Annotated in this window: 13 protein-coding genes; 8 read left to right on the top strand and 5 right to left on the bottom strand. The window is 71.1% G+C overall.

Going from position 1 to position 16,368, the window contains the following annotated elements; genetic code table 11:
* Nucleotide 1: 1 nt before the first annotated feature.
* Entirely contained in the window at nt 2-1,246 is a 1,245-nt protein-coding gene (locus PHZ_RS03295) for a PQQ-dependent sugar dehydrogenase (protein WP_012521173.1), read from the top strand.
* Here the strand turns inward: PHZ_RS03295 and PHZ_RS03290 are convergent.
* Nucleotides 1,236-2,375, bottom strand: coding sequence for an NAD(P)/FAD-dependent oxidoreductase (locus PHZ_RS03290; protein ID WP_012521172.1), 1,140 nt, complete (start codon nt 2,373-2,375; stop codon nt 1,236-1,238). The genes PHZ_RS03295 and PHZ_RS03290 overlap by 11 nt on opposite strands.
* Nucleotides 2,376-2,413: 38 nt before the next feature.
* On the bottom strand, nt 2,414-3,043 hold the full coding sequence (locus tag PHZ_RS03285) for a TetR/AcrR family transcriptional regulator (RefSeq protein WP_012521171.1): 630 nt from the start codon (nt 3,041-3,043) through the stop codon (nt 2,414-2,416).
* A 179-nt stretch (nt 3,044-3,222) separates the two neighbouring features.
* Here PHZ_RS03285 and PHZ_RS03280 point away from each other — a divergent pair, with 179 nt between their 5' ends.
* From PHZ_RS03280 to PHZ_RS03270, 3 genes are all read left to right on the top strand, one after another.
* Nucleotides 3,223-4,524 (top strand): tetratricopeptide repeat protein, encoded by a 1,302-nt coding sequence (locus PHZ_RS03280; RefSeq protein WP_012521170.1) that lies wholly within the window; start codon nt 3,223-3,225, stop codon nt 4,522-4,524.
* A 207-nt stretch (nt 4,525-4,731) separates the two neighbouring features.
* On the top strand, nt 4,732-5,901 hold the full coding sequence (locus PHZ_RS03275; protein ID WP_012521169.1) for a serine hydrolase domain-containing protein: 1,170 nt from the start codon (nt 4,732-4,734) through the stop codon (nt 5,899-5,901).
* A gap of 31 nt (nt 5,902-5,932) precedes the next feature.
* Nucleotides 5,933-6,811 (top strand): lipid kinase, encoded by an 879-nt coding sequence (locus PHZ_RS03270; RefSeq protein ID WP_012521168.1) that lies wholly within the window; start codon nt 5,933-5,935, stop codon nt 6,809-6,811.
* Here the strand turns inward: PHZ_RS03270 and PHZ_RS03265 are convergent.
* Nucleotides 6,808-10,242, bottom strand: coding sequence for an indolepyruvate ferredoxin oxidoreductase family protein (locus PHZ_RS03265; RefSeq protein WP_012521167.1), 3,435 nt, complete (start codon nt 10,240-10,242; stop codon nt 6,808-6,810). The genes PHZ_RS03270 and PHZ_RS03265 overlap by 4 nt on opposite strands.
* A 141-nt stretch (nt 10,243-10,383) precedes the next feature.
* Between PHZ_RS03265 and PHZ_RS03260 the strand changes: the two genes are divergently transcribed.
* From PHZ_RS03260 to PHZ_RS03245, 4 genes are all read left to right on the top strand, one after another.
* Entirely contained in the window at nt 10,384-10,881 is a 498-nt protein-coding gene (locus PHZ_RS03260) for an Lrp/AsnC family transcriptional regulator (RefSeq protein WP_041373084.1), read from the top strand.
* A 22-nt stretch (nt 10,882-10,903) separates the two neighbouring features.
* Nucleotides 10,904-11,797 carry a pirin family protein gene (locus PHZ_RS03255; RefSeq protein ID WP_012521165.1) on the top strand — a complete coding sequence of 298 codons (894 nt, stop codon included), beginning with the start codon at nt 10,904-10,906 and terminating at the stop codon, nt 11,795-11,797.
* 10 nt (nt 11,798-11,807) lie between these two features.
* Entirely contained in the window at nt 11,808-13,178 is a 1,371-nt protein-coding gene (locus PHZ_RS03250) for an L-serine ammonia-lyase (RefSeq protein WP_012521164.1), read from the top strand.
* A 91-nt stretch (nt 13,179-13,269) separates the two neighbouring features.
* Nucleotides 13,270-13,710, top strand: a complete 441-nt coding sequence (locus PHZ_RS03245) for a YciI family protein (RefSeq protein WP_012521163.1) — start codon at nt 13,270-13,272, stop codon at nt 13,708-13,710.
* A 7-nt stretch (nt 13,711-13,717) separates the two neighbouring features.
* Here the strand turns inward: PHZ_RS03245 and pgsA are convergent, their stop codons facing one another.
* Both pgsA and uvrC read right to left on the bottom strand, forming a co-directional pair.
* Nucleotides 13,718-14,335: a CDP-diacylglycerol--glycerol-3-phosphate 3-phosphatidyltransferase gene (pgsA, locus tag PHZ_RS03240; RefSeq protein ID WP_012521162.1), complete on the bottom strand. Its 618-nt coding sequence runs from the start codon at nt 14,333-14,335 to the stop codon at nt 13,718-13,720.
* A 105-nt stretch (nt 14,336-14,440) separates the two neighbouring features.
* Nucleotides 14,441-16,300: an excinuclease ABC subunit UvrC gene (gene uvrC / locus PHZ_RS03235; protein WP_049758119.1), complete on the bottom strand. Its 1,860-nt coding sequence runs from the start codon at nt 16,298-16,300 to the stop codon at nt 14,441-14,443.
* Nucleotides 16,301-16,368: the final 68 nt, after the last annotated feature.

Below are 16,368 nucleotides of genomic sequence, written 5' to 3'. Positions count from 1 at the left end.
GATGAAGACGCTGATGATGGCCGCGGCCGCGGCCGCCCTGCTGGCCGCGTGCGGCGGCGCCGACGGCCAGGCCCAGCCGGCGACGAAGGCCGGCGGCGACGCGCCCGTCGAGACCAAGGCCGCCAACGCGCCGGACCAGCAGCCGGCCTTCGCCGGCCAGACCCGCGCGCCCGAGGTGAAGGCCAATGTCGCCTACGAGGTCAGCGACTACGTCACCGGCCTGCAGAAGCCCTGGGGCCTCGCCTTCCTGCCGGACGGCGCCCTGCTGGTCAGCGAGAAGGCGGGCCGCCTGCGCCTGTTCGCCGACGGGCGGCTGTCCGATCCGCTGGCGGGGGTCCCGCAGGTGGACGCGAACGGCCAGGGGGGCCTCCTGGGCCTGGCCGTCGATCCGGACTTCGCCCGCAACGGCCTCGTCTACATGGCCTTCTCCGAGCGCCAGGCCGACGGCCGCAACAACACCGCCGTCGCCCGCGGCCGGCTCGTGACCGCCGCCGGCCAGCCGCCCCGCCTCGAAGGGACCGAGGTGATCTGGCGGCAGACCCCGTCCATCGCCTCGCGCGGCCACTTCGGCTCGCGCCTGGTGTTCGCCCGCGACGGGACGCTCTACGTCACCACCGGCGACCGGCAGATCAACGAGAGCCGCCCGAACGCCCAGCGCCTCGACACCACCATCGGCAAGGTCGTGCGGATCAACGCCGACGGCTCGGTCCCGAAGGACAATCCCTTCGTCGGCCGCGAGGGCGTGCGGCCCGAGATCTACTCCTCGGGCCACCGCAACATCCAGGCCGCCGCCCTCCACCCGCAGACCGGCGAGCTGTGGGAGGTCGAGCACGGCACCCGCGGCGGCGACGAGTTGAACATCGTCCGCCCCGGCAAGAACTACGGCTGGCCCGACGTGGCCTACGGCATCGAGTACGGCGGCGGGGCCATCACCGGCGGGATCACCCGCAAGGAGGGGATCGAGCAGCCGATCTACTACTGGGATCCGGTGATCGCCCCCTCGGGCATGGCCTTCTACACCCACGACGCCGCGCCGGCCTGGAAGGGCAGCCTGTTCGTCGGCGGCCTCGGGCCCAAGTACCTGGCCCGCCTCACCCTCGACGGCGACCGCGTGGTCGGCGAGGAGCGCCTGCTGACCGAGGTGGGCGAGCGCCTCCGCGACGTCGTCGTCGGCCCCGACGGCGCCCTCTACGTCGCCACCGACAACGAGGACGGCCGGGTCCTGAAGGTCACGCCTAAGCGGTAGAGCCGGAGGGGGCGGCCGAGAGCCCCAGCCTCGCCGCGGCCTCCTCGCCGATCGCCAGCGAGGAGGTCAGGCCCGGGCTCTCGATGCCGAACAGGGTCACCAGCCCCGGAAGGCCGTGGACGTCCTGCCCGTCGATGCGGAAGTCCGGTTGCGGCTCGCCGGGGCCGTGCAGCTTGGGCCGCACGCCGGCGTAGTCGGGGCTCAGCGCCCCGTCGGGCAGGGCCGGCCAGAACTTGCGGATGTAGCGGTAGAAGCCCTCGGCCGCCGCGGGGTCCACCGTGTAGTCCGGCGCGTCCACGAACGTCAGGTCCGGCCCGAACACCGCCTGGCCGCCCAGGTCCCGCCGGTAGTGGGTGCCGAGCGCGCCGGGGATCGGCGGCGGATAGATCAGGCGGGCGAACGGCGCCTTGCCCTGCAGCCGGAAGTACATGCCCTTGCCGAAGTGCGCCTCGGGGATCACCTCGGCGGGAAAGCCCTCGATGTGCGCCGCCACGCCCTGGGCCGAGAGCCCCGGCGCGGTCACCAGGTATCGACAGGTCAGCCTGGTCGGCTCGGCGCCGCCGGCCCGCACCTCGAAGCCGCCGCCCTCGAGGGGCCTCGCCGCCTCGAACGGCGTCGAGAGCGCCACCGCTCCGCCGGCCGCCTCGATCTCGCCCTGCAGGGCCAGCATGTAGCCGTGGCTGTCGAACACCCCGCTTTCCGGCGACAGAAGCGCCGCCTCGCAGGCCAGTTCGGGCTCCAGGGCCAGGGCCTCGGCCTTCGAGAGCCGCGCCATCCCCTCCACCTCGTTGGTCCGCGCCTGCTCGAGGATGGCGTCCAGCCGCTCCACCTCCTCGGGCGCGGTGGCCACCACCAGCTTGCCGCAGCGGTCGTAGGCCACGTGGTGGGCGTCGAGGAAGGCGTACAGCATCCGCCGGCCGGCCACGCACAGCCGCGCCTTCAGCGACCCCGTCGGATAGTAGAGCCCGCCGTGGATCACCTCGGAGTTGCGCGAGGAGACGCCCTGGCCGATGGCCGCGTCCTGCTCCAGCACCGCCGCCGTCAGGCCCCGCCGGGCCAGCGCGTAGCCGCACGCCAGCCCCACGGCGCCCGCGCCCACGACCACCGCATCGAAATCGAACTCGGCCATACGGCTGGCCTAACGCGCGGCGCAGCCGTTGGAAACCGTCACGTCCCCAGGAAGTAGAGCCGCACCGTCTCGCGGTACATCAGGGTCTGGCGGGCGATGGCGCTCTTGTCCTCCAGGGCCTTGGCCAGGGTCATGCCGCCGTAGGTGATCGCCAGCAGGCTGTCGGCGAGGTCGACGAGGTCGATGCGCCGGATCGGCGGCGGATAGGCCGCCGCGATCTCCTCCAGCCAGGCCAGGAACCGCCCGCGCCAGTCCTTCACCCCGTCGACCGTCATCCGGCGCGTCTCGCCGTCCCAGATCAGGTCCTGGAAGGTTACCGTCGCCACCATGCAGCCGGGATGGCTGGCGGCCGCCCCCTCCATCGATTCCGCATAGAATTTCAGGAAGATCAGGAAGCTGTGCAGCGGATCGTCCGACAGCTCGCGCGCCCGCGCCTCCATCTCGGCCAGGAAGCGCTTGTTGTGCCCGGCGTAGCGCTCGACCATCTGGCGGCCGAGGTCGGTCTTGTCCTTGAAGTGGTAGAAGAAGCCGCTCTTGGTGATGCCGGCGGCCTCCACCAGCTCCTCGATCGAGGTGGCCCCGAACCCCTTCCGGATGACCGCGTCCTGGGCCAGGTCGAGCAGCCTCTCGCGGGTCCGCGCGCCCTTGGTGCGGGGTTGCGACTGCACCTTCGGTACAGTTTTTATGCTTGTCACGCCGGCCATGGCGAACGCTCCCGCGGTCATCTTCCGCCCAGCAGCCTCAAAGATAACGGGAATCGGCGAACGGCGCGAACCGACCGCGCTTGCGCTAGAGAGACAGGCTGGAACGGCTTACCCCTCCCCGCCCCAAGTCGAGGAGAAAAGCGATGGCCGTCAAAGACCCCTACGGAATGGAATTGTCAGGCGCGAGCGCCGCCGCGGCAGAAAAATTCCAGCAGGCGTTGCACGCCTACCACTGTTATTCGGGCGATCCGATGACTCCCCTGGAGGAGGCCATCGCCGACAGCCCGCGCTTCACCATGGCCCACGTGCTGAAGGCGTACCTGACCCTGATCGGGGAGCCGGCCGAGGTGGCCATGCAGGGCGTGCAGGCCTTCGAGGCCGCCAAGGACTTCAACGCCAACACCCGCGAGCTCGGCCACCTGGCCGCCCTCGGCAGCCTGCTGGCCGGCGAGATCCGCAGCGCCGCGCGCATCCTGGAGGACGTCAGCATCGCCCATCCGCACGATGCGCTGGCCCTGCACGCCGGCCAGCTCTTCGACTTCCTGCTGGGCGATTCCCGCATGCTGCGCGACCGCATCGGCCGGGTCGTCCCGCACTGGAGCGAGGACATGCCCGACTGCTCGGCCGTCCTGGGCCTCTTCGCCTTCGGCCTGGAGGAGACCGGCCTCTACGACCGCGCCGAGGCGGTCGGCCGCCGCGCCGTCGAGCTGGAGCCGCGCAACAACTGGGCCCAGCACGCCGTCGCCCACGTGCTGGAGATGCAGGACCGCCGCCGCGACGGTCTGGCCTGGATGCTGCGCGAGAACACCGCCTGGCAGCCGGAGGCCCTGCTGGGGGTCCACAACTGGTGGCACACCGCCCTCTTCCACCTGGGCCTGGGCGAGGTGGACGAGGTGCTGAAGCTCTACGACGGCCCGATCTTCGGCGAGCCCTCGGCCCGCGGCTTCGACCTGGTGGACGCCGCCGCCATGCTGTGGCGCCTGAACCTGCGCGGCATCGACGTGGGCGGCCGCTGGAGCGTCCTGGCCGACACCTTCGCGGGTGAGCCCTCCGGGCGCTCGGCTTTCGTCGACGCCCACGCCATGATGGCCTACGTGGCCACGGGCCGGCAGGCGGACGCCCAGGCCCTGCTGGACGCCCAGAAGGCCGCCGCCGAGGGGCCGGGCGACAACGGCTACTTCGCCCGCGAGGTGGGCCTGCCGCTCACCCAGGCGATCCACGCCTTCGGCCATGGCGACTACGCCCGATCGGTCGAGCTGATGCGCGGCGTCCGCAACAAGTCGGCCCGCTTCGGCGGCAGCCACGCCCAGCGCGACGTCATCGACCTGACGCTGATCGAGGCCGCCGGGCGTAGCGGCGAACACAGCCTGAAGGCGGCCCTGCTGGCGGAACGCGCCGCCGCCCGGCCGCTCGCCGACACCGCCGCGCGGCGCCTGGCCGCGTGACGGCGACGGGCGGCGGCCCGCCCCGAGTTCGCCGCCCGTCATCTTCTTCCCGAGGTGGTTCCGGGGGGGACCACATCCAACTGGAGCCTCCGCGGCGCGGGGGCTCCTCTTTTTTCGGCCGGCGGCGCGCCCGCCCTTTCCGCTTCCCCCGCCCTTGGGGAAAGCTCTACCTTCCTCGGAAAGTGCAGCTTTCCGGGGGAGCTTCCGATGCGCCATGTCCTGACCGCCGCCGCCGCGGCCGTCCTCTTCGCCACGCCGGCGCTCGCCCAGCAGGCGATCAAGCCCGACACGCCCAGCATCCTCGTCTGGAGCCCCGAGCAGCAGAAGGCGTGGTACCCCGCCATCGAGACCGTCTACCGGGTCAACGCCTTCAAGGCCGGCGGCAAGATCCGCGACCTGCCGCCCGCCGGGCGCGCCATCGCCCCCACCGTCTCCATCGGCGGCAGGACGCTCAGCGTCGACGACTACATGGCCGCCTACGACGTCTCGGGCCTGCTGGTGCTGAAGGATGGCAAGGTGCTGCTCGAGCGCTACGGCCTGGGCCGCCGGCCCGAGGACCGCTGGACCAGCTTCTCGGTGGCCAAGTCGCTGACCTCCACCCTCGTCGGCGCCGCCATCCAGGACGGCAGGATCGAGAGCCTTGAGAGCCCGGTCACCGACTACATCCCCGAGCTGAAGGGCTCGGGCTACGAGGGCGTCAACATCCGCCAGCTCCTGATGATGAGCTCGGGCGTGAAGTGGAACGAGGACTACACCGACCCGAACTCCGACGTCGCCCGGGCGGGCGCGGCGATCCTCGAGCCGGGCGTCAATCCGCTGGTCAGCTACATGCGCAAGCTGCCCCGGGCCAACGCGCCGGGCACGAAGTTCACCTACAACACCGGCGAGACCGACCTCGTCGGCGTGCTGGTCTCGAACGCGGTCGGCAAGAGCCTGTCCGAGTACGCCTCCGAGAAGATCTGGAAGCCGTTCGGCATGGAGCGCGACGGGATCTGGGTCACCGACCTCGCCGGCCACGAGCGCGGCGGCTGCTGCATCTCGATCACGCTGCGCGACTACGGCCGCCTCGGCCTCTTCCTGCTGGAGGGCGGCAAGGCCGGCGGCGAGCAGGTCGTCCCGCCCGAATTCCTGGCCCAGGCCACCTCGCCCCAGATCAAGGAAGGCGCCCCCGAGCGCGGCTACGGCTACTTCTGGTGGATGCCGGTCAGCGGCGCCTACGAGGCCCGCGGCATCTTCGGCCAGTCGATCACCACCTTCCGCGACGAGGGCCTGGTGATCGTCATCAACTCGGCCTGGCCGCACGCCACCAACCGCGACTACTCCATGGCCCGCACGGCCTTCATCGACGCCATCCGCGCGGCGGCGACGACGGAGTGAGCCTTCCCGCGCCTTAGCCGTTGAGGCTCCCATGGCGCGGCGCGGCCTTCTCATCCGCAACCGATCCAAGCCGGACGACTGGGTCGCCGCGGTGCGCGCGCGGCTGGCCGACGCCGGCATCGAGCTCGTCGACCGCCCCTGCGGCTCGGGCGAGGAGGCCTGCCGCATCATCGCCGCCGAGGGAAAGGCCGAGGGAGAGGGCGCCGACCTCGTCGGGGTGGCGGGCGGCGACGGCACGCTGAACGGCGCCGCCCCGGCCCTGCTGGAGCTCGGCAAGCCGCTGGGCGTCCTGCCGCTGGGCACCGCCAACGACCTGGCCCGCACCCTCGGCCTGCCCCTCGACCCGCTCGCCGCCGCCGAGGTCATCGCCGCCGGGCAGACGCGTAGGATCGACCTCGGGCTCGCCAACGGCCGGCCGTTCTTCAACGTCGCCAGCCTCGGCCTCGCCGCCGAGGTGGCCCAGACCCTGGAGGGCGCCGGCAAGCCCCTCGGTCGGCTCTCCTACGCCCTGGCGGCGCTGAAGGTGCTGCTCCGCGCCCGGCCGTTCCGGGCCGCCATCGCCGCCGGCGACCGGCTCGTCCGCACCCGCAGCTACCAGATCGCCGTCGGCAACGGCCGCTACCACGGCGGCGGCCTGGCCGTGCGCGAGGACGCCAGCATCGAGAGCGGCCGGCTCGTCCTCTACAGCCTCGAGCCGGGCAGCCTCTGGAAGGTGGTCCTGCTCGCGCCGCTGTTCCGCCGCGGCCGCCACGTGCGCTGGCGGCAGGTGCGGACCGCCAGCGCGCGGACGATCGAGATCCGCACGCCCTCGCCGATGCCGGTCAACCTCGACGGCGACCTCGCCACGGAGACCCCGCTCCGGCTGGAGGAGCTGCCGGGCGCGATCGAGGTGTTCGTCCCCGACGCCTAGGCCGCGACCGGCGCCGGCGCCTTCTCCCACTGCGACCATAGGCGCCTGGCCTCGGCCTTGGCGGGCCCGACGGAGGCGTCCTTCACATGGCCGAAGCCGCGGATCTGCTGCGGGACCGCCGCGATCTTGGTCGCGAGCGGCAGGCGCGCCTTGTCCAGCTCGGCGGCCAGACGGTCCACCTGGATCTCGAAGTCGACGAGCAGCTCGCGCTCCATCTTGCGCTCGGCCGTGTAGCCGAAGATGTCGAGCGGGGTGCCGCGCAGGCCCTTCAGCTTCGCCAGCGTCGGGAACGCGGCGTCGGCGACCCAGCCGGGGAAGGCCATCTTCTTCGGCTTGCCGTCCGGCCCCTTGCGCGCCAGCAGCGGCGGGGCGAGCCAGACCTTGGCCTTGCCGCCCTTGAAGCTCTGGGCCTTGTAGGCGGCGAAGCGGCCGTCCGAATGCAGCCGGGCGACCTCGTACTCGTCCTTGTAGGCCATCAGCTTGTAGAGGCTGATCGCCACCTGGCGGGTCAGGGCCTCGGAGCCCAGGGGGGCCTCCGCCGCCTGCACCTTGCGCACCCGGTCCAGGTAGCGCTGGGCATAGGCGCCGTTCTGGTACTTGGTCAGCTCGCCGGCGCGGTGGGCGATCAGGTCCTCGAGCGGCAGGGTCTCGGGGGTGGCCACGTCGTCCTCGCGCGGTCCGCGGGCGGCCGGGTCGTGGGCGGCCTTGCGGCCCAGCTCGAAGGCCTGGAGGTTCTCCTCGGCCTGCACCCCGTTCAGGCGGATGGCCCGGTAGAGCGCGCGGCTGGAGACCGGGATCACGCCCTTCTGCCAGGCGAAGCCCAGCATGATCATGTTGGCGTAGATCGCATCGCCCAGGTTGGTCTCGGCCAGGGCTTGCGCGGGGGCGGCGTCGAAGCTCTTCACGGCCGCCGCGATCCGGCGGGCCTGGGCGTCGGCGTCGAAGCGCACGTCGCGGTCGGTGATGAAGTCCGCCGTCGGCGAGAAGTCGGCGTTGCCCACCGCCACCGTCCGGTCCTTGGCGTAGAGGCTGAGCGCGTCGGCGCCCGCCGCCACCAGCAGGTCGCAGGCGATCAGGACGTTGGCGCTGGCCGCCGGCACCCGGCCGCCGATCGTCGTCTCCTCGGTCTCCCCGATGCGGACGTGGCTGAACACCGCCCCGCCCTTCTGGGCCAGGCCCGTCATGTCCACCACGCTGGCCGAGCGGCCGTCCACGTGGGCGGCCATGGCCAGGATCGAGGCCACGGTCGTCACGCCCGTGCCGCCGACGCCGGTGAAGACGATGTTCCGCACGCCCTCCAGGGCCTCGAAGGCCGGCAGCGGCGTGGAGTCGGCGGTCAGCGCCGGCATCGCCTCGCGGTGCGCGTTCTCGGCGCCCTCCAGGGTGACGAACGAGGGGCAGAAGCCGTCCAGGCACGAGTAGTCCTGGTTGCAGGTCGACTGGTTGATCTTCCGCTTGCGGCCGAACTCGGTGTTCAGCGGCTCGACCGAGACGCAGTGGCTGGTGCGCGAGCAGTCGCCGCAGCCTTCGCAGACCAGCGGGTTGATCATCACCCGCATCGGGGCGGCGGCCATCTTGCCCCGCTTGCGGCGGCGGCGCTTCTCGGTGGCGCAGACCTGGTCGTAGATCAGCACGCTCGTGCCGGGCGTCTCGCGCAGCTCGCGCTGGACGGCCATCAGCTCGGCGCGGGGCTTCACCTCCACCCCGGGGGCGAGGTCGCGGACCCCGTCGTACCGCTCGGGCTCGGCGGCCACGACGACGATCTTCTTCACGCCCTCGGCGGCGAGCTGGCGGGTGATCTGCGGCACGGTGAAGCCGCTCTCGGCCTGCTGGCCGCCGGTCATCGCCACCGCGTCGTTGAACAGCAGCTTGTAGGTGATGTTCGAGCCGGCCGCGACCGAGGCGCGGACCGCCAGCGAGCCTGAGTGGTTGTAGGTGCCGTCGCCGAGGTTGACGAAGACGTGCTTCTCGTCGGTGAAGGGCGCCGCGCCGACCCAGGTCAGGCCCTCGCCGCCCATGTGGCTGGTGAGGTCGGTGTTGGGGTCGTTGAAGCTCGCCATGTAGTGGCAGCCGATGCCGGCCAGGGCGCGGCTGCCTTCGGGCAGGCGGGTCGAGGTGTTGTGCGGGCAGCCCGAGCAGAAGTACGGCTTGCGCTGCTGGTCCGACGAGAGCGTGACCGCCGCCATCGAGGCGGCCGAGACGCGGGACAGGTAGTCGTGCACCCGCTCCATGTGCGGGCCGGGGGGCAGGCGGTCGGCGATGGCCAGGGCGATCTCGGCCACCGACAGGGATACGAGCTCGGACAGCAGCGGCCCGCCGTTCTCGTCGGTCTTGCCGATGATCCTCGGGCGCGCGTGCGCCGGCAGGTCGTAGAGCGCGGCCCGCGCCTGGGTCTCGATCAGCGGGCGCTTGTGCTCGACCACCATCAGGGTCTCGAGGCCGGCCGCGAACCCACGCAGTCCGACAGGCTCGAGCGGCCAGGGCATGCCGACCTTGTAGATCGCCACGCCCAGGGCCTGCGCCTCCTGCGGGCTGATGCCCATGGCGGCGAAGGCTTCGATGACGTCCTTGTAGGCCTGGCCCTGGCAGACGATGCCGAGCCTCGGGCGGCTGCCGCCCAGCATGACCCGGTCGATCCGGTTGGCGCGGGCGAAGGCCAGCGCGGCGGGGATCTTCTGGGTGCGGAGCCGTCGCTCCTTGTCCAGCGGCTGGTCCTTCAGCCGGATGCCGAGCCCGCCCGCGGGCATGCGGAAGTTCTCAGGCGTGACGAACCGGTGACGGTCCAGGCTGACGTCGATCGTCGCGCCGGAATCCATGGTGTCGGCCAGGGCGATCAGCCCCACCCACAGGCCCGAGAAGCGGCTGAGCGCATAGCCCAGCAGACCGTAGTCCAGCACCTCCTGCACGTCGGCCGGCGAGAGCACCGGCATCTCGAAGTCCTGGAAGGCGTATTCCGACTGCGACGGCAGGGTCGACGACTTGCACGAGTGGTCGTCGCCGGCCACCGCCAGCACCCCGCCCTTGGGCCAGACGCCGGCGAAGTTGGCGTGCTTGAAGGCGTCGCCCGTGCGGTCCACGCCCGGGGCCTTGCCGTACCACATGCCGAAGACGCCGTCGTAGCGCGCGCCCGCGAACAGGTTGGCCTGCTGGCTGCCCCAGACGGCCGTCGCGGCCAGGTCCTCGTTCAGCCCCTCCTTGAAGACGATCTCGGCCGCCTTCAGGTGCTTGCCGGCGCGGTGCGCCTGCTGGTCGAGCCCGCCCAGGGGCGAGCCGCGATAGCCGGAGATGAATCCGGCCGTGTTCAGGCCCGCCGCACGGTCCAGCCGGCGCTGGTCCATCGCCACCCGGAGCAGAGTCTGCACCCCGGTGATGAAGACCCGGCCTTCGGTGAGCAGAAATTTGTCGTCCAGCGTCACTTCGGCGTGGCGCATCGCAATTTTCTTCCTTTCGGGCCTTCCTCCAGCCCTGCAAGATCATATAGGTTCCGGGGAATTGCTTACCAAAACCATGCCCCGGCCAGCCGGTTCCGGGGCAAGAACCACGCCCATATCCGCCCGCAGAAGGAGGAAAAGTTGTCTGAGGCCCTCGACGCCGTGGATGCCAAGATCCTGGATCTCATCCAGCACGACGCCGGATTGTCGGTCGCCGAGATCGCCGATCGCGTGGGCCTGTCCTCCAGTCCCTGCTGGCGCCGGATCAAGCGCCTGGAGGACGCCGGCGTCATCCAGCGCCGCGTGACCATCCTCGACCGCGACAAGCTGGGCCTGGGCTTCGAGGTCTACTGCACGGTGAAGCTGTCGCTCCCGACCAAGGAGAACCTCGACTCGTTCGAGCAGGCGATCTTTAAGCTGCCCGAGGTGGTCCAGTGCGCCACCGTCACCGGCGCGGCCGACTACGAGCTGCGCATCGTCACCCGCGACATGCACGCCTTCGACGACTTCCTGCGCGAGAAGATCCTCTCGCTGGGCCTCGTCTCCAACATCGAGAGCCGGATCGTCATCCGCTCGGTGAAGAACACCACCGCCGCCCCGCTGGGGCTGGTCAGCCCGTACGTGAGCGCGCAAAGCTAGCCCGCCACCGACGGAGGGCTCCATGATCGACCTCGTCATCGACCAGCGGCGCAAGGACCTCGGCGGGTTCGAGGTCGGGCGCGTCCTGCCCTTCGCCCAGCGGCGGATGGTCGGGCCCTTCGTGTTCTTCGACCACATGGGGCCGGTGGAGTTCGCGCCGGGCTTCCCGCGCAACGTCGACGTCCGGCCGCACCCGCATATCGGCCTGTCCACCGTCACCTACCTGTTCGACGGCGAGATCACCCACCGCGACAGCGTGGGCGTCACCCAGCGGATCCACCCCGGCGAGGTGAACTGGATGATCGCCGGGCGCGGCATCACCCACTCCGAACGGTTCGAGACCCTGCGGGCCGACGGCGGCGCCATGCACGGCATCCAGGCCTGGGTCGCCCTGCCGGTGGAGGACGAGGAGACCGATCCCGGCTTCTTCCATCACGACGGCGCCGACCTGCCGACCTACGAGGAAGGCGGCCTGTTCGCCCGGCTGATCGCGGGCGAGGCGTTCGGCGCGAAAGCCGCGGTGAAGACCCACTCGCCGATGTTCTATGTCCACTGGCGCCTGGAGGCGGGAACCCAGGCGCAGCTTCCGGCCGAGTATCCCGAGCGCGCCGCCTATGTCGCGCAGGGCGTGGTGGAGGTGGACGGCCGCCAGCTCCAGGCCGGCCAGATGGCGGTGTTCGCGCCCGGCCAGCCGGTCCTGTTCATCGCGGTCACCCCGGCCATCGTGATGCTGCTGGGTGGTGAGCCGGTGGGGCCCCGCTTCATCGAGTGGAACTTCGTGTCCTCGTCCAAGGACCGCATCGAGCAGGCCAAGGCCGACTGGCGCGCCGGCCGCATGAAGCTGCCCGACGCGGACGACGACGAGTTCATCCCCCTGCCGGGCGACCCGCCCCCGCCCGCGAACCCGATGAGCTGAGCCCGCCGAAGTGAACGTCAGCGTTTTCGACCTCTTCAAGCTGGGGGTCGGCCCCTCCTCGTCCCACACCATGGGCCCCATGACCGCCGCGGGCCGGTTCCTCGCCTGGCTGGGCGAGGACCTGGCGCGTGCGGCGCGGGTGGAGGTCGCCCTCTACGCCTCGCTGGCCCTGACCGGCCGGGGCCACGCCACGGACCGGGCGGTGATCCTCGGCCTCGCCGGCTTCGAGCCGCGGACGCTGGATCCCGACGCGGCGGACCGGGCGCTCGCGCAGGTCCGCGAAAGCGGCCGGCTGCCGCTCGCCGGCCGTCACGACGTCGGCTTCGACGAGGCCCGCGACATCCTCTGGGAGGGCCGCACCCGCCTGCCCCAGCATCCCAACGCCATGCGGCTTTCCGCCTTGGACGCCGGGGGCGGTGTGGTGGGCGAGCGGGTCTATTTCTCGGTTGGCGGCGGCTTCGTCCGCGACGAGGACGAGATGGGCCGGAACGACAGCCCGGATCGCGCCCTGCCGACGCCCTATCCCTTCACCTCCGGCGCCGAGTTGCTCGAGATGGCCGAGGCCGCCGGCCTCTCCATCGCCGAGCTGATGATGGCCAACGAGAAGGTCCGGCGCAGCCAGGCCGAGGTGGAGGCCGGCGTCGAGGAGATCGCCCAGGCCATGTACGCCTGCATCGACCGGGGCATGCGCGCCGAGGGCGTCCTGCCGGGCGGGCTGAACGTCCAGCGGCGGGCGCGGCAGGTCTGGAACAGCCTGATGGACGACGCCGACCGCCGCATCGCCGACCCCCTCGCCGCCCTCGACTGGGTCAACCTGTGGGCCCTGGCGGTGAACGAGGAGAACGCCGCCGGCGGCCGCGTGGTCACCGCCCCGACCAACGGCGCGGCGGGCCTCTTGCCGGCCGTGCTGCGCTACTACGACCGCTTCCACCAGGGCACGCCGAAGGGCCGGCGGACCTTCCTGCTGACCGCGGCGGCCGTCGGCGCGCTCTACAAGACCCGCGCCTCGATCTCGGGAGCCGAGGTCGGCTGCCAGGGCGAGGTAGGCGTGGCCTGCTCCATGGCCGCGGCCGGGCTGGCGGCGGCGCTCGGCGCCAGCAACGCCCAGATCGAGAACGCCGCCGAGATCGCCATGGAGCACAACCTCGGCCTGACCTGCGATCCGATCGGCGGCCTCGTCCAGGTGCCCTGCATCGAGCGCAACGCCATGGGCGCGGTGAAGGCCATCGACGCCGCGCGCCTGGCCCTGCTGGGCGATGGCCAGCACACCGTCAGCCTCGACAAGGTCATCGCCACCATGAAGCGCACCGGCGAGGACATGAGCGCCATCTACAAGGAGACCTCGCTGGGCGGCCTGGCTGTCAACCTGGCGGAATGCTGAGCCGCGAGTGTCGGGCCCCGATTGTCGGGACGGGCGCGCCCCGTCCGTCCTTGGGCCGTAGGGTCCATCGGACAAGCGAGGAGACGAGACCATGCGCTACATGCTGATCGTGAAGGCGACGCCCCAGTCGGAAGCCGGCGAATTCCCGCCCGACGCCGAGCGGATGTTCGCCGAGATGGCCGAGTTCAACAACGAGCTGATCGCCGCCGGCGTGATGCTGGACGGCGCCGGCCTCCAGCCCAGCAAGGCCGGCAAGCGGATCCGCTTCGAGGGCCGCGGGAACACGTTCGTCACCGACGGGCCCTTCGCCGAGACCAAGGAGCTGATCTCCGGCTACTGGATCCTCGAGTGCAAGGACATGGACGAGGCGCTGTCCTGGGCCCGCAAGGTCCCCTTCGTGGAGGGCGAGCTGGAGCTGCGTCCCTTCTTCGAACCCGAGGCGTTCGAGGGCCTCGTCTCCGACGAGGTCATGGAGCAGGAGAAGGGCTGGCGCGAGGCCCAGCGCGAACGGGCGCTGAAGGCCCAGGCCTAGCCGCCCCTCAGCTCAGCGCCTTCCGGGTCTGTTCCCAGTACTGCGCCCCGGTGATCAGCGTCACGATCGCCGCGATCCAGAAGAGGCCGTGAGCCGCCAGCGCGAACCCGCTGCGGACCGCGGTCTCCTCGGGCAGGGAGAAGGCGCCCCAGGCGGCGACGATCAGCTCCATGGCCAGCGCCGTGAGCTGCAGCGTCGTCTTCCACTTGGCGAGCAGGGTGACCGGCAGCTTCACGCCGCGGCCGGCGCCCACCTCGCGCAGCGCGCTGACCGTGAACTCGCGGAACAGGATCAGGCCGGCCGGCAGGACGACCATCGGCTGCGGGCCCAGCGAGAGCAGCCCCAGGATCGCGCCGCAGACCAGCACCTTGTCGCCGATCGGATCGAGGATCGCGCCCCAGACGCTGACGGCGTTCATCCGCCGCGCCAGCCAGCCGTCGAAGAAGTCGGTCACCGCCGCCACGATGAACGCGTAGACGGCCCACCTCTGCAGGCTGAACTGCTGCAGCGGCGTGAGCCGCTCGGACAGATAGGGCACCGCCCCCGCCGCGGCGGCTAGCGCCACGAACATGAACAGCGCCAGCACCAGGCGCATCGACGTCAGGATGTTCGGCAGAGCTTTCATGAGGGAATCGAGCGTCCGGTCCGGCGGTTCGTTCCCGAGCTTAGCTGTTCCCCGGCCTGCGCGTCAGGCCCCATGGATCAGGCCCTATGGATCAGGCCCTGTGGATCAGGCCTTATGGAAATGATCGTAGATCCGCTGGGCCAGGGCCTCGCTGACGCCCTCCACCTTGGCGAGGTCGGCCACCGAGGCGCGTGAGACGCCGCGCGCCGATCCGAAGGTGTGCAGCAGGGCGCGCTTGCGGCCCGGCCCCACGCCGTCGATCTCGTCCAGCGGGTTCTTCTTCATGTCCATGGCCCGCCGCGTGCGATGGCTGCCGATGGCGAAGCGGTGCGCCTCGTCGCGCAGGCGCTGGAGGTAGTAGAGCACCGGGCTCTTGGGCTCGAGCATGAACGGCTCCTTGCCCGGCATGAAGAACCGCTCGAGCCCCGCGTCCCGGTCGGGCCCCTTAGCGACGCCGACCACCGGAATGTCGTCGACGCCCAGGTCGGCCATCACCTCCATGGCCGCGTCCAGCTGCCCCCGGCCGCCGTCGATCAGCACCAGGTCCGGGCGGACGGCCTCGCCGCCCTCCTCCTCTTCCTTCACCAGCCGCGAGAACCTGCGGCGCAGCACCTCGCGCATCATGCCGTAGTCGTCGCCGGGCGTGAGCTCGGACGAGCGGATGTTGAACTTGCGGTACTGGCTCTTCTGGAAGCCCTCCGGCCCGGCCACGATCATGCCGCCCACCGCGTTCGTGCCCATGATGTGGCTGTTGTCGTAGACCTCGATCCGCTCGGGCGAGCCCTCCAGCCCGAAGGCCTCGCAGACCCCGGCCAGCAGCTTGGACTGGGCCGAGCTCTCGGCCATCTTGCGGCCCAGCGCCTCGCGGGCGTTGGTCAGGGCGTGCTGCACGATCTGGCGCTTCTCGCCGCGCTGCGGCCGGCTGATCTCCACCTTGCGGCCGCTCTTCTGGCAGAAAGCCTCGGACAGCAGCTCGCACTCGGCCGGCACGACGTTCACCAGGATCATCCTGGGGATCGGCTTGTCGTCGTAGAACTGGCCCAGGAACGCGCCCATCACGTCCGGGTCCTCGTCCGACTTGTCCACCCGCGGGAAGTAGGCGCGGTTGCCCCAGTTCTGGCCGGCGCGGAAGAAGAACACCTGCACGCAGGCCTGGCCGCCCTCGGCGTGCAGGGCGAAGACGTCGGCCTCGTCCACCGTCTCGGGATTGATCTGCTGCTCCTGGGCCACCGAGGCCAGCGCCCGGATGCGGTCGCGCAGGCGCGCGGCGCGCTCGAACTCCAGGTCCTCTGCGGCGGCCTGCATCTCCCCCGCCATCCGCTCCATGACCGCCCGGCTCTTGCCGCGCAGGAAGGCCCCGGCCTCGTCCACGAGGGCGTTGTAGTCCTCGAGGCTGATCAGGCCGGTGCACGGCGCGGAGCAGCGGCGGATCTGGTGCAGCATGCAGGGCCGGGTGCGCGTCTCGTAGACGCTGTCCGAGCACGACCGCAGCAGGAAGGCCTTCTGCAGGGTGTTCAGGGTGCGGTTGACCGCCCAGGCGCTGGCGAAGGGGCCGAAGTAGTCGCCCTTGATCGAATGGGCGCCGCGGTGCTTACGCAGCTGCGGCGCGGCGTGGTCCCGGCGGATGACGATCTCGGGGAAGCTCTTGTCGTCGCGCAGCAGGACGTTGAAGCGCGGCTTCAGCTGCTTGATCAGGTTGATCTCGAGCAGCAGGGCGTCGGTCTCGGTGCGGGTGGTGACGAACTCCATCGCCCGCGTCAGGTCGACCATGTGGGCGATACGCTGGGTGTGGAACCGCCCCTGCGCATATTGAAGCACCCGCTTCTTCAGCGAGCGGGCCTTGCCCACATAGAGCACCTCGCCGTCCTCGCCGATCATGCGATAGACGCCGGGCCGATCGGGCAGGCGCCTGACCTCGTCTTTGATGAGCGCAGCGCCCTTCAGCGGCGCCTGGGTTTCCAGCATGGGCGGGAATATAGGCAGGTTCGCGCCGCGTCGGCAGGGCATGCGACCACGATGCAACCAGCTTCGCC

This window comes from Phenylobacterium zucineum HLK1 (assembly GCF_000017265.1).
Classification (GTDB): Bacteria; Pseudomonadota; Alphaproteobacteria; order Caulobacterales; family Caulobacteraceae; genus Phenylobacterium; species Phenylobacterium zucineum.
Note: the sequence above shows the minus strand (reverse complement) of the source record. Positions and strands in the feature narration are given on the sequence as shown.

What these genes read in the sequence shown, in the direction of transcription:
- PHZ_RS03295 (WP_012521173.1), top strand. Translation starts at nt 2, where the DNA reads ATGAAGACGCTGATGATGGCCGCGGCCGCGGCCGCCCTGCTGGCCGCG.
- PHZ_RS03290 (WP_012521172.1), bottom strand. Translation starts at nt 2,375, where the DNA reads ATGGCCGAGTTCGATTTCGATGCGGTGGTCGTGGGCGCGGGCGCCGTG.
- PHZ_RS03280 (WP_012521170.1), top strand. Translation starts at nt 3,223, where the DNA reads ATGGCCGTCAAAGACCCCTACGGAATGGAATTGTCAGGCGCGAGCGCC.
- PHZ_RS03275 (WP_012521169.1), top strand. Translation starts at nt 4,732, where the DNA reads ATGCGCCATGTCCTGACCGCCGCCGCCGCGGCCGTCCTCTTCGCCACG.
- PHZ_RS03270 (WP_012521168.1), top strand. Translation starts at nt 5,933, where the DNA reads ATGGCGCGGCGCGGCCTTCTCATCCGCAACCGATCCAAGCCGGACGAC.
- PHZ_RS03265 (WP_012521167.1), bottom strand. Translation starts at nt 10,242, where the DNA reads ATGCGCCACGCCGAAGTGACGCTGGACGACAAATTTCTGCTCACCGAA.
- PHZ_RS03255 (WP_012521165.1), top strand. Translation starts at nt 10,904, where the DNA reads ATGATCGACCTCGTCATCGACCAGCGGCGCAAGGACCTCGGCGGGTTC.
- PHZ_RS03245 (WP_012521163.1), top strand. Translation starts at nt 13,270, where the DNA reads ATGCGCTACATGCTGATCGTGAAGGCGACGCCCCAGTCGGAAGCCGGC.
- pgsA (WP_012521162.1), bottom strand. Translation starts at nt 14,335, where the DNA reads ATGAAAGCTCTGCCGAACATCCTGACGTCGATGCGCCTGGTGCTGGCG.
- uvrC (WP_049758119.1), bottom strand. Translation starts at nt 16,300, where the DNA reads ATGCTGGAAACCCAGGCGCCGCTGAAGGGCGCTGCGCTCATCAAAGAC.